The organism is Bacillus sp. JJ1773 (assembly GCF_036962035.1).
Lineage (GTDB): Bacteria > Bacillota > Bacilli > Bacillales > Cytobacillaceae > Cytobacillus.
The window spans coordinates 1-11,394 of the sequence record NZ_JBALNX010000096.1 but is presented as its reverse complement, the minus strand read 5'-3'; the positions used below and the strand labels follow the sequence as shown (position 1 = coordinate 11,394).

21 protein-coding genes and 1 riboswitch are annotated in these 11,394 nt (G+C 34.8%); of the genes, 6 read left to right on the top strand and 15 right to left on the bottom strand.

Going from position 1 to position 11,394, the window contains the following annotated elements; genetic code table 11:
- Positions 1 to 40 precede the first annotated feature (40 nt).
- The 7 genes from V7127_RS22705 to V7127_RS22675 form a co-directional block, all read right to left on the bottom strand.
- Positions 41 to 226 carry a hypothetical protein gene (locus V7127_RS22705; RefSeq protein ID WP_335489979.1) on the bottom strand — a complete coding sequence of 62 codons (186 nt, stop codon included), beginning with the start codon at positions 224 to 226 and terminating at the stop codon, positions 41 to 43.
- A 46-nt stretch (positions 227 to 272) separates the two neighbouring features.
- On the bottom strand, positions 273 to 470 hold the full coding sequence (locus V7127_RS22700; protein WP_335489976.1) for a hypothetical protein: 198 nt from the start codon (positions 468 to 470) through the stop codon (positions 273 to 275).
- Positions 470 to 628, bottom strand: a complete 159-nt coding sequence (locus tag V7127_RS22695) for a PTS ascorbate transporter subunit IIC (protein WP_212933930.1) — start codon at positions 626 to 628, stop codon at positions 470 to 472. The genes V7127_RS22700 and V7127_RS22695 overlap by 1 nt, the downstream gene beginning before the upstream one ends.
- A 14-nt stretch (positions 629 to 642) precedes the next feature.
- Complete coding sequence (locus V7127_RS22690; RefSeq protein WP_335489972.1) at positions 643 to 798, bottom strand: hypothetical protein; 156 nt, start codon at positions 796 to 798, stop codon at positions 643 to 645.
- A gap of 133 nt (positions 799 to 931) precedes the next feature.
- On the bottom strand, positions 932 to 1,273 hold the full coding sequence (locus V7127_RS22685) for a hypothetical protein (protein ID WP_335489968.1): 342 nt from the start codon (positions 1,271 to 1,273) through the stop codon (positions 932 to 934).
- Between the two features lie 179 nt (positions 1,274 to 1,452).
- On the bottom strand, positions 1,453 to 1,773 hold the full coding sequence (locus tag V7127_RS22680; RefSeq protein ID WP_335489965.1) for a hypothetical protein: 321 nt from the start codon (positions 1,771 to 1,773) through the stop codon (positions 1,453 to 1,455).
- Positions 1,774 to 1,786: 13 nt separating this feature from the next.
- The gene (locus V7127_RS22675) at positions 1,787 to 1,996 is read right to left on the bottom strand and encodes a hypothetical protein (RefSeq protein ID WP_335489961.1); all 210 of its coding nucleotides are present in this window, start codon (positions 1,994 to 1,996) and stop codon (positions 1,787 to 1,789) included.
- A gap of 576 nt (positions 1,997 to 2,572) precedes the next feature.
- Here V7127_RS22675 and sda point away from each other — a divergent pair.
- The gene (gene sda / locus V7127_RS25970; RefSeq protein ID WP_438824055.1) at positions 2,573 to 2,737 is read left to right on the top strand and encodes a sporulation histidine kinase inhibitor Sda; all 165 of its coding nucleotides are present in this window, start codon (positions 2,573 to 2,575) and stop codon (positions 2,735 to 2,737) included.
- A gap of 27 nt (positions 2,738 to 2,764) precedes the next feature.
- Positions 2,765 to 2,851, top strand: a riboswitch (cyclic di-GMP riboswitch).
- Between the two features lie 66 nt (positions 2,852 to 2,917).
- Positions 2,918 to 3,277, top strand: a complete 360-nt coding sequence (locus V7127_RS22670) for a response regulator (protein ID WP_335489958.1) — start codon at positions 2,918 to 2,920, stop codon at positions 3,275 to 3,277.
- Between the two features lie 282 nt (positions 3,278 to 3,559).
- On the opposite strand, the gene fbpA is transcribed toward V7127_RS22670, so the two are convergent.
- The 8 genes from fbpA to V7127_RS22630 form a co-directional block, all read right to left on the bottom strand.
- The gene (gene fbpA, locus V7127_RS22665; protein WP_335489955.1) at positions 3,560 to 3,745 is read right to left on the bottom strand and encodes a Fur-regulated basic protein FbpA; all 186 of its coding nucleotides are present in this window, start codon (positions 3,743 to 3,745) and stop codon (positions 3,560 to 3,562) included.
- A gap of 6 nt (positions 3,746 to 3,751) precedes the next feature.
- Complete coding sequence (locus V7127_RS22660; RefSeq protein WP_335489952.1) at positions 3,752 to 4,174, bottom strand: hypothetical protein; 423 nt, start codon at positions 4,172 to 4,174, stop codon at positions 3,752 to 3,754.
- Entirely contained in the window at positions 4,174 to 6,516 is a 2,343-nt protein-coding gene (locus tag V7127_RS22655; RefSeq protein ID WP_335489949.1) for a phage/plasmid primase, P4 family, read from the bottom strand. Before V7127_RS22655 ends, V7127_RS22660 begins: the two co-directional genes overlap by 1 nt.
- Positions 6,517 to 6,590: 74 nt before the next feature.
- Positions 6,591 to 6,935 (bottom strand): hypothetical protein, encoded by a 345-nt coding sequence (locus V7127_RS22650; RefSeq protein WP_335489946.1) that lies wholly within the window; start codon positions 6,933 to 6,935, stop codon positions 6,591 to 6,593.
- 38 nt (positions 6,936 to 6,973) lie between these two features.
- Entirely contained in the window at positions 6,974 to 7,165 is a 192-nt protein-coding gene (locus V7127_RS22645) for a hypothetical protein (RefSeq protein ID WP_335489943.1), read from the bottom strand.
- A gap of 63 nt (positions 7,166 to 7,228) precedes the next feature.
- Entirely contained in the window at positions 7,229 to 7,363 is a 135-nt protein-coding gene (locus tag V7127_RS22640; protein ID WP_335489940.1) for a hypothetical protein, read from the bottom strand.
- A 4-nt stretch (positions 7,364 to 7,367) separates the two neighbouring features.
- Positions 7,368 to 7,682 (bottom strand): hypothetical protein, encoded by a 315-nt coding sequence (locus tag V7127_RS22635; RefSeq protein ID WP_335489937.1) that lies wholly within the window; start codon positions 7,680 to 7,682, stop codon positions 7,368 to 7,370.
- Positions 7,683 to 7,686: 4 nt separating this feature from the next.
- Entirely contained in the window at positions 7,687 to 7,932 is a 246-nt protein-coding gene (locus V7127_RS22630) for a helix-turn-helix domain-containing protein (RefSeq protein WP_335489934.1), read from the bottom strand.
- Between the two features lie 152 nt (positions 7,933 to 8,084).
- Here V7127_RS22630 and V7127_RS22625 point away from each other — a divergent pair, with 152 nt between their 5' ends.
- The 4 genes from V7127_RS22625 to V7127_RS22610 all read left to right on the top strand — a co-directional run bounded on the left by V7127_RS22625 (position 8,085) and on the right by V7127_RS22610 (position 11,214).
- The gene (locus tag V7127_RS22625) at positions 8,085 to 8,411 is read left to right on the top strand and encodes a helix-turn-helix domain-containing protein (protein WP_335489931.1); all 327 of its coding nucleotides are present in this window, start codon (positions 8,085 to 8,087) and stop codon (positions 8,409 to 8,411) included.
- Between the two features lies 1 nt (position 8,412).
- Positions 8,413 to 9,090, top strand: coding sequence for a restriction endonuclease (locus V7127_RS22620; RefSeq protein WP_335489928.1), 678 nt, complete (start codon positions 8,413 to 8,415; stop codon positions 9,088 to 9,090).
- Positions 9,091 to 9,213: 123 nt separating this feature from the next.
- Positions 9,214 to 9,639 carry an ImmA/IrrE family metallo-endopeptidase gene (locus tag V7127_RS22615; RefSeq protein WP_335489925.1) on the top strand — a complete coding sequence of 142 codons (426 nt, stop codon included), beginning with the start codon at positions 9,214 to 9,216 and terminating at the stop codon, positions 9,637 to 9,639.
- Between the two features lie 27 nt (positions 9,640 to 9,666).
- On the top strand, positions 9,667 to 11,214 hold the full coding sequence (locus V7127_RS22610; protein WP_335489922.1) for a recombinase family protein: 1,548 nt from the start codon (positions 9,667 to 9,669) through the stop codon (positions 11,212 to 11,214).
- Positions 11,215 to 11,394: the final 180 nt, after the last annotated feature.

The window sequence follows — 11,394 nt, the reverse complement described above, 5'->3', positions numbered from 1 at the left end:
ATTTAAAAAACTCCTCTCAAAAAATTGTTACTACTTTAAATTAATTACTTCCACGAGTTGCTGCAGCTGCTCGAATTACATTAATTATTTTAGGAACAAAGATGATAGCTAGACCTAGTAAAACGAATCCTCCTACAACTCCTAAAAGACCTGTTGTAGAAGTTAATAAATCAGCTGGTGTAAATGGTAGTGTTACTCCTGAAAAATCAACTGCATTACTTCCCATTTAAAAAACTCCTCTCATTTAAATTATTTAATCTAGTAAAAACTAGTTAGTACCGATAAACATCATCATCATCTTTATTGCCTTCATCTGCTACGGATCCTCTTATTACTTTTATCAGTAATTTAATGGCATCTAGGCCAAAAAAGATCATTATGACTGGAGCTACAAAAAACAGCAGCCATTTTACGTTATCCCAAAATGCAGTTAAATTGCTTCCACTAAGAAACGATTGAAATGCTGGCACTAGTTCTTCTGCCTAACTGCTGCAATAACGTTTTTCAGCAAGATACCGACAGCGATAATGGCGACAATCAACATGACGAAAGGAGCTACAATTTTCAAGATGAAGCCGAAAGTGCCCCAAAAGAAATCCCAATCAAATACATTTGAAAGTCCACTCACATAGCTTCACTCTCCTAATTTGATAGATCCTCATAAACTTTTTTGGTGACAAGTCCTAACGTAACTATAATTGACCAAGTTAGCAGGATAACCATGACATCAGGGTTTCCAAAGATAGCTTTAAAAGCTTGTGCAGCAAAGCCACCAATTTCTATATGGCTTACCTCCATCTAGAAACACCTCTTTCAAACGCTGTGTATATGAGTCTAGCAATTGGATAGAGTAATGCGCAGCTGGCTACTATCACCACATAAGTAACAAATATGTCTTTTGGTGAATAAGCAAGAACCGTATACATTTGCCCTACCTCCTTATTACTCGATCTAAGACCATAAACACTAACAATGCCATGATAATAGTTGATAAGACTACCTCACCTAGAGTGATTTCATGAATGACATGAATCTCACCGTCTCCAGTTCTGAGTATTGTCTGCTCTCTGTTATCTATAGGAGAAGTAACCACTACACCATCAGAAGAAAACATATTTGCACCTTCTGTTGATGCTGGTGATTGAATAACAGAATCACCATTTGGATCCGCAGGATTTATTTCCCCTGTGTTATCAGTTGTTGATTGTTCTGTACTTCCAGATTCAGTAGCAGCATCCTCAGTCGGATCTGTCGTTTGAATTTCCTCATTCATTTGTTTCACCTCTTATTTCCGATATTACAAAACTATTAATAAGAAAAATATCCCAAAAAATATTTTGGGATAAATAGAAAAACGGGTAGGATTTTCCTACCCGTTCAGCAATAGCGACTATATTTTTCAATAAATCAGTTCTTAAATAAATTACTAACTTCAGAAAAGGCGTGCATAATTTAATATATATTATATATATTGTAAAACTCCACAGGTTCCTTCTCGACTCTAAACTTTTTACCTTGAGGGGTCTTTCCTGTCTCGAGTTGCTTTAGCCAGATCTTTAAATCTTCTTTCGTAAATCCCATCTCTTTCAACTCTGCTGGAAACTCATTATCAAATTTAATAAGCCATCTTTTCATTCTTAAAATCGCAATACCCGTGGAACCAAAGCCGTAAATGTTTCTCTCATTTTTTGTCGTGTACAATTGGTTACCGCAATATTCCGTTAAATAAATATATTGCTTTCCTCCAGCACGCACCTGAGTTAAATATGCCATACGCCTCAACTCCTTATTCAGGCCCAACTATTAAGGCCAAATGTTTCATCGTTACATTAAATACAGCTTGTATTAACCAATAATGCTCCGTCTTATCCGTTTCAAAAATGACTCCATATTTTTCTATCAATGAAATTACTTCCTCAACCTCAGCTGGAGGAAACGAACCTATTTCATGATATTGATCCATATTATATTGATCGACAATTACCATTTTTATCAATGTCCTCACCTCTTTATTAAGAGGGTGCGATTTTTTAAAAATAAATATACTTCTGATCCGTTAGGAACCCACTTCCGAAAGGTATAGGAACTAGTTTCGAATCGTTCGGAACTATGAAAATACTTATATCAGTATGATTCATTAATCTGAACATCTTAAAATTCATAGCCACAGTTTTCACATCAATATTTTTCAACCCAATAACCATCATAACTTTCATATTCTTTCATTAATTTAACTTTATTTGACTCGCATTTTTCACAAATTAGTAAACACTCCAATCATTTTGTTACCAACACATTAATTACGAAATGCGACATTACTTCTTCATATTTTTTCTGCGATTTAGGTTTTCTTCCAATTCAGCATTAATAAAGAAAGATAAGATTGTATTTACAATAATCTTTTTCATATTTTCACTTCCTTTCATATTGATTCATATTACGAACTAAATATTAATTCTTGTGTTCCCTCCGTACTATTAAAAATTCAAATCCTCCATTTAAAAGTTATAGGAGTTCTGTTAAAATAAATTCTGTGCCAATTTTAAAATAATTTAGAAAAGAGAGGGTTTATTTGTGTTCTTTCAAGATACTTACTAACAGTATGTTGCTTTGCACCTATAGAAAGGCTTGTAGCCTTAATCTTTCGCAGGACTTTATAAAAATTTTAGAAAATGAGCTTCGTAAACGAAATATTGATTATCAAAAGAAGCCCATTAAAATTAAAACTGCAAAATAATTTTCCCTTTGTGGAAAAGTATGTTAACCTTTATTTGGGCAAATTTTACGAAAGTAAAAGACGCAAAGCTACGGGCCTAAGACATTTTTCTGTTATGGCAGCCGGGTTGCATAAAAACTTTTTTTTGCAAGAATATTTCCTTTCCTAATTTGCCTTAATTTTAGTGAAAGGTGTTTTTAAATGAGTGAAACTATATTAATTGCTGACGATTCAAGATTTTTAAGAAATTTAATAAAGAACAAATTACATGAAGAAGGCTTCCAAGTTTTTTATGAAGCTTCTGATGGTACAAGTGCTGTCTCTTTATATAAAGAAAAGTCTCCAGACATTGTGTTATTAGACTTAACTATGCCTAAAATGAATGGTATAGATGCACTTAAAAATATTATTGAATATGATCCAAAAGCAAATGTAATTATTTGTTCTGCAATGGGTCAAAATTGGCTAATTGTTGAAGCAATAAAATTAGGAGCAAAAGACTTTATTGTCAAACCCTATTTTAATGAATTAGTCCCCGCCATTAGAAAGTTATTTATTTAATTTGCATTTCATAAAGAAGTGCTTTTTTTATGAAACATAATTATCTCTTGTTTTCTCAAAATTAATCGAAACCACATTTTGTTATATTTTCGTTTTTGAAAAAATCAATTTGAATAGTATTAAAATTACTATTTTCTTTTTTAAAAAATTCCCCAATACACTGTTAAATCAAATTGCTCCACTTTTTATCAAATTTACAAACTACTTCAAAGTGATTTTTTTGAATCTTTGACGCTTTCCTTATTTAGCCCTACGTGCATAATTTAATATATATTTATATATTTAAATACAGCACACTTTAACAGCATGGTTGATCTCTTCTAACAAATCAGCAAGCTCCTTCATATTAAGTTCATATAGTTGTCTTCCGTCATTCATTTTAGTAAGTCCAACCTCTAGCAGCTGTTCGATCATCCTATCTTTTTCTTCTTCCTTCAGACTGAAGTGATACTTTTTAACTGATTCCAAACAAAATCACCCCACTTTCCTTTTCTGCACCTTTTTCATCCAGTTAATGAAACCTGCAGCCTGTTCAAATGCCTTTTCAAAAGGCACGTTAGCAATGATTGTTTTCGTTTTATATGGTGTTGATTGCTCTAGTAGAAAGTTATCCCTCCATGCTGTCGCTTTGCCATTTGGAAGGCGCTCAATGTACAAGAACGCCCCTCTCCCATATCGGTATTCATAAAGCTGTCCATGGTTGTATATAAGTAATCCTAGCTTTCTGGCATCCTCGTTCTCTCCCAGTCTCTGAACTAATAAAGATTTATGCTGCTTAATTTGTTCTTTCAGCTCTTCATTTAATAGTCCAGGTTCATAGACAAGCTTTGTTTTATTGTCTATTTCTTTTATTTCTATATTTAAGTGATACATAGTGTTAAGGAGTTGATTAATCATTAAATCTCCTCCTCAATTACCCTAGAGTTACTTTTTGAATCAAAAGTTACCATTAGTGACCTATTCTCTATGTTCGTCTCAAACTTTTCTCCTATATGGGGGATACTAGAAAATGAGTCACTATGGGTAACTAGGTAACTGTTAGGTAACTTGTCTTTATAATCTGCTATTAAACCGATGCCAAAGAAGAAGGTTCGATTGCCTGTTGACTTCCTTTTTGAAAAACCTTTCATCTGGAGCCTGTTGCTAAATGCACGCTGTTTCATTGGATATTCACCGTTTTCCTCGGCCCACTTCATATATTCCTTATGGATGTCATTCACAGCGACTTTTGCCTCATTCAGCATTACACAGCATTCATCAAGAAAGTTGGATAACAGGTCCATTTCCTCCTTGTACTCGTCCGTAGCAGCCTTCACTTCATCCGGCTCTCCAAGGCCCCCCTGCTGCCATTTCATGCAGCCTTCAACCGCCCATTTCAATATGCCTGGAAGCTCAGCTCTTAACTTTTCAGGTAGCTGCTTGTCCACTTCATCCTTGGGGATTGTGTGAGTAAATGGAATCAGCCTAATCCTTCTCCAGATCCCTTCATCATCTCCCTTTACAATCGGCTTATGGTTGGTTGTAAAGAAGATCTTAAACTCTGGAAGAAACTCAAAAAACTCTTTTCGCAAAAATCGAGCTGTGATCGGCTCTCCACCTGTCAGCTGCTTAATCAATGATTCGGAAAGCTTCTGGCCATCTTCCGATTCAACTGCGGACACAAACCTTGCTCCATGCAGCCGAGCTACATCATTATTAATCCCGTTATCATTCATCTTGGATGTGAAAGTGTCACTATTTGTTTGTTTCCCATAATCTCCAAGTATTTCTTTCACAATATTGATAAAAGTAGATTTCCCATTTCGACCGGTTCCCCATAAGAAGAAGGCAACTTGCTCACTTGTGTCTCCAGTAAGGGTGTATCCAATGGCCTTCTGCAAGAAATCTATTAGGTCTTGTTTCACATTCCCTTGCTCGTCTTTCATGATACTTTCAAGAAAATTTAACCATGTTGGACAGTCAGATTTTTTGTGATACTCTATATGAGTATTTTTTGTCATATACATTTTGCGATCGTGTGGTAAAAGTTCACCTGTTCGCAGATCCACAACTCCATTAAGGCAATTTAATTTATAACGATCCTTATTCAAATCCTCTTGACTGATTGGTAGCATTGCTTCTGACCGGGCAATGCTGTTTAAAAAGACAGAACTTTTCTCACTAGATTGTGCCCACTTTACGATTTGGGTTCTCCTGTCCATATCCTCTTCTTTAGTAGCTTCACCATACATTTCACGAAACGTCTTAATGGCTATGCGCTCAATTTGTTTTTTCTTATCCTCGGTCCATGTGTTGCCATTCCACAGAAGCCATTCTTCAAATTCAAAACAATACCTTAAATTATTTCCGTTGCGGTAGACAAGCCTTTCAGCGTTCCCCATTTCAGTTAAATTGAACTTAGGTTCTCTAGGGTGCTGTTGCATTTGAATAGTTGTTGCAACTGGTGGTGATCCATAATTCTTTCCAGATGCTTCTCTCTGTAATGCACTTCTAAAAGTTGCTATGTACTCAGAATGATCTAAGCCTGGAAGAAAAAAATATTTGTTTACAAAGCTAGTAATTTCATGAATTTCATTGTGGTCGTAACCAAACTCTACAAGCCTGCACGCATGAGCATATAATGCATTATTCCTACCGCCCTCGTTCATAGGGATAGGAAAAGGACGATCATCATTATTCAGCTTTTTTAAGCGTTCAAAGTAAATAGGCATTTCGGATAACTCGCCATTATGAAGATGAATCCATTCTCTTCCCTTTGTATTACTGGTAGGCAACACAATCTGCCCACGCTCTGCAATCCGGTAATCACCTACACAACCGCAAGCCATCAGAACTGTAGCATCTTGGCTTTTTACCCTACCATTATCTTTGAAAAAAAACTGATAGCCGCGAACAGTCTTAATTGCATGGAAACCAAGCTGATCCTTTGTTAAAGCCTTATATATCAACTTGCCCTCTTGCTGATCGTCAATGTCCACAACTATATATCCCTTTGGAATAACAAGGCCTGTCCATCCTCCTTCATGCAGCCATGAGGATTTTTCTTCACTGGATAGACCAGGCTTGTCCATATGTTGCCATCCTTTCATGAAAGGACGTTTGGCAGCTGAATATCTACGGTTATAGTCTTGCTCTCTATTAGAAGATGAATAGCCTAGCAGTTTGATAACTTTAATTTGACTGGAAGGAAACAGCCGAACCAGATCGACTGTTTCCTTGATATTTTCTGTTGAAAGCATCGGCTCTTTCCTTTCTAGCGTTTATTTGATAAACTAAATGTGTGTATTTTTATAAGACATTTTTCGCAGTAAGCTTAGGCTTGCTGCCTTTTTTTATCTACTTCGTGAAAAAATGCTGTATTATGATATTTTTCAACCGCATTTTTCGCATTTATTTTCAAAAAAGAAGCACGTCTAGCAAAATCAATATGGATCCCCCGTGCTTTCATTTCGGCTACTACATTTAGAAGCGATTGTAATCTCTCTCTTTTTGTTTTCGCTTCCTCCAGCTGGTTCATCACAAACCTTAATTCTGTCATTTCAAGTTGGGCAGATTCATAATCTTGCTCTCGTATTGCATCAAACAAATAGTATGCTGTTTTTAGAGCTTTTGCCTGAAGCTCATTTACTTTCACATTTGCTTGGTTTATTAAACACATTTTGACAATTTCCTCCTTTTAAAAATGGTATCCTATTACTATGAATATTTTTCTAATTTTGGAATAGAGGCATTCATACAATCATGTGCAGCTTGAGCAATATCTTTTAAGACTGGATTTCCTTTTTCCCATTCGGATCTGAAAAACTCCTTACGTTCTTCTTTGGTCATATGAGCCAGAGGCGAATAGACAATCACTTTTGCGTTTCCAAAGATGTATTCCTTAGACATCTAGATCCCTCCCTTATTTATATATATGAAATCAATGGAATTGGACTGCCCTTCTAATTCAGCTTAAACGGCAAGTTTTCCCCAAGCTTCCTTTTCAGACCTTGCAAGCAGACTAATAACAATGTTTTCATCGTTTTTATTTGTAAATTCAGACGTGTAACCGAGATCAGAAGTAAGTTCCCAGTTTTTAATATTCATAGTGTCACCCCTTAAAAAAGCGAATTTTTATTGCTTCAAATGCAAGTAACTTGTTATTGCTATCCAACCAATCAAGATCTGCGAGGTTAAACTTATTTCTCTCGTTAAAAAGATGCAGGGCTAGATTTAGCATGATTTTTTCAGATTGTGACCAGGGAGCTGCATATCTTTTTAATGATTGGATTTTTACTTCCTCTGCTTCCAGATTGAAGTATTTTGTCGTGAACACAGTTTTTAATTTTGGATGTTTTGAAAACAGATGAATTAGAGCAGCCCAGTAACGGTCACGGAATAAATGTGATGGTATTTGATTTGACATTTTATTAACCCCTCTCTTCATTACATTTAATTCTCAATTCGTGAATATTAATCCCAAAAAAAATTTGATTAATAGATACGTTCAAAATTTCTGCTAATTGAGGAATTTTTTCAGCATCTAAACCTTTTTTACCTGATTCAATTTCACTCAACATAGAAGGAGATTTATATCCTAATTCCCTTGAAACATAGATCTGAGTTAATCCTCTAAACTCACGTATTTCTTTGATGTTAGTCCCAAGTACTTTCAATCGTTATCACCTCGTTATTCTCAATATGTGAACTAATTAACCTCAGTATATATTCACATTTTGAGAATGTCAATATACCATTTCTCACTTTGTGAATAAAATTTCTCGATTAGAGAATAAATGATAATATTTATATTAGGAGGCGAATATAGATGGAGTTTCACGAAAGATTAAAAGCCGTAAGAGAGAAAAAAGATATAAAACAAAATGCTGCTGCTAAAAAAGTAGGAATAAAAAATAATACATTATCTAGTTATGAATCCGGTGACCGTAAACCAGATTACGATACATTAATAAAATTAGCCGATTTATATGAAGTGTCAGTCGAATATTTATTAAGAGGAAAGATAGAACAAAAAGCTGAAAAAGAGAACCTCTATTTCTTTGATATGGAGGGCTTATCAGGGGAAGAAATTGAGGACATTAAAAGGCATATCGACTATGTGAAGTGGAAAGCGAAAGAAGAGAAAGGGAAATAAGGTGACAAAGAAAGATAAAAAGAATATAGAGTATGTAATAAAAGGAATAATACTTATCCCAGGACTATGGGTTATTTTTGAAAGTGATTTTAGTTGGCAGTATTTACTTGGATTACTTTTTGCTGTTTATATAGTTCCGACTATTATCGTTGCAATGATCCCTGATAAACAAACTAAGAAGAAAAAATCTAATACCATTAATACCTCTAAGCAAACTACAATAAGAACTACGAAGTCTGAAGTACCTACAAAGGAACACAATATCTTAAGGACTGACAATGAAATATTTACCTTACCTTTTAAAAAGCTTACATGGAGAGAATTTGAGCGCCTTTGCTACCTTTACTACAAAGCTAAAGGGCATGAAGTTCAAGAAACAAAAGAGGGTGCTGATGGTGGAGTTGATTTAATTTACTTTGATCCAATACATAATGCAAATGTTGCTGTTCAAATAAAGCAATATTCCAAACCTATTGATGTTAATATTATTAGAAATATAGATTCTGCAAAAAAGAATCATAAATGTCCTCTGGCAGAAATTATTACCACAAGTACATATACACAAGCAGCGAAAGATGAGGCTGAGGCTAGAAGAATAATATGGAGAGATAAAAACTGGGTTGAACTGTTTTTATTACCCTGGAGAGAGAAAGAAGCAAAGAAGAGAAAGATCAGTTAATTAACTGGTCTTTTTTTGATATTGCAATAAAGAACATTTGTTCCTATAATTGGTTTTGAGGTGATTCATTTGGCCTATGTGTATAGACCATTTTCTCTGGATAAATGGGTTTCGAAATTTTTAATGCGAATAGGTATAATGACTCCAGAGGATATTGACGAAAAGAAAATAGCTAGATTGTTAGACATTCACTTGAATTATTCTGAAAAACGTAACTATTCCTATGAAAATGGGAGATTCAAAATAATAAACATTAACATTTATTTGGACAAAGAAAAACAGCGTGAAATATTTTTCCACGAGCTTTGTCACCTTCTCCGCCATGCAGGAAGTCAATTAGAAATGCCATTATCTTGGAGAGAATTGCAAGAATGGGATTGCGATCGTTTTATTAAATATGCAGCAATCCCTTTTCACATGTTGGATGCTGTTGACTGGAAAAGCCCATCTTTAATCAGTGACATGTCCTCTGTATTTAAAGTATCTGAGGATATTTGCGAATACCGGGTGGAACATATTAGAAGAAACATGAAGGAGAAAAAGGATTAATATAATATTGTAAAGGAGTGAATGACTTTGCAATACAACATTCTGGCTAATCTGGACGCCTTGGTTTATTTAAGGAAAAGCCGTAAAGACCTCGAAGAAGAAAAGCGCCAGGCAGATATGGGCAATCATTTTGATACATTGGACCGCCATAGAAGTCAATTACTGGATTTTGCTAGGCTAAAAAATATTAATATCGTTGACATTTTACCTGAGGTTGAATCAGGTGAATATATTTCCGAACGTCCAGAAATGCAGAAACTTCTTAGGCGTGTAGAGAACGGAGAAGCTGATGCTGTTCTCTGCATGGATTTAGACCGCCTGGGTCGTGGAGACATGGTTGATCAAGGAACAATCTATCGGATATTTAGAAACTCACAGACTATCATTGTAACGCCTACAGAGGTTATTGACCCACAAGATGAAAACCAAGAATTAACCTTTAGCATTAAATCATTGATTGCCCGTGAAGAGCTTAAAGCAATCACTAAAAGGATGCAGCGTGGACGAAGGCAATCTGCTAGAGAAGGAAAGTCAATTACTAGGAAACCTCCTTATGGTTATCTTAGGGATGATAATTTAAAGCTTTATCCAGACCCTGAGACTAGCTGGGTGGTTGAATTAATCTTTAATAGAACAGCAGCTGGTATTGGCCAAAGGACCATTGCTGAAGAATTAGATCAGATGAATATTAAACCTCCTGAATCCGATCAATGGGAGCATACAACTGTTGGTAGAATCCTTAGAAATGAAGTTTATATTGGGAATATTATATGGGGGAAAGTAAAGCATATTAAAGTTGATGGTAGGTATGAAAAAAGAAAACTGTCTAGAGAAAGCTGGCAAATTACTGAAAGCGCTCACCCTGCCATCATAGAAAAAGACCTCTTTTTCAAGGTAAACCAAGAATCTAAAAAGCGCTGGACTGTACCACTAACAAAAGAGAGAACATTAACTAATCCATTAGCTGGGATTCTCGTGTGTTCCAATTGTGGAAAAGCAATGGTTAGATTTCCACGTGTTGACCGTCCAAATGATACGGTTAGATGCAATAATCACCGCTGTAAAGGGATTCAAAAGGGAGCAACCTTTGCATTAGTTGAGGATAAAATAATTAAAACTCTTGAAAATATAATAGAGGAGTTTGAATTGCCAAAAGAAGAAAGAAAAAAAGGTAAATCCCTAATTAAACTAAAAGAAAAGGCACTTCAAGGATTAGAAAATGAGAAAAAAGAGATTGAGGTACAAAATGAAAATATCCACGAACTCTTAGAAAAAGGTATATATAATATAGATACGTTTTTACAAAGGCAGCAAGTAATAAGAGAAAAACTTGAGCAAGTTGATGTAAAAATTTCTTATTTAAAGACTGAAATTGATAGGGAATACAGACAGCAAGAAGCCCAGATAACCTTTATCCCTAAATTAAAAAATGTTCTGGAAGTCTATCACTCTACAAATGATGTTGAAATGAAGAATAGATTATTAAAATCGGTTATTGAAAAGGCTATTTTCACACGAAAAATAGAATGGATAAAACGCGATCAGATTGAAATAGAACTTTTTACAAAAATATAAAAGGCTGATAATACAGCCTTTTTCTTAATCCCATATAGATAAATTTATTAATGTTACAAAACTTGCCCCTTTAAACCAAAGACTTTATTAATCATAAATAAGGGTAACATTTTACAAATACATATTAACCATTTGAACTAATCCGAGGACATCGAATTCTATATAATTTCCTGAAAAACC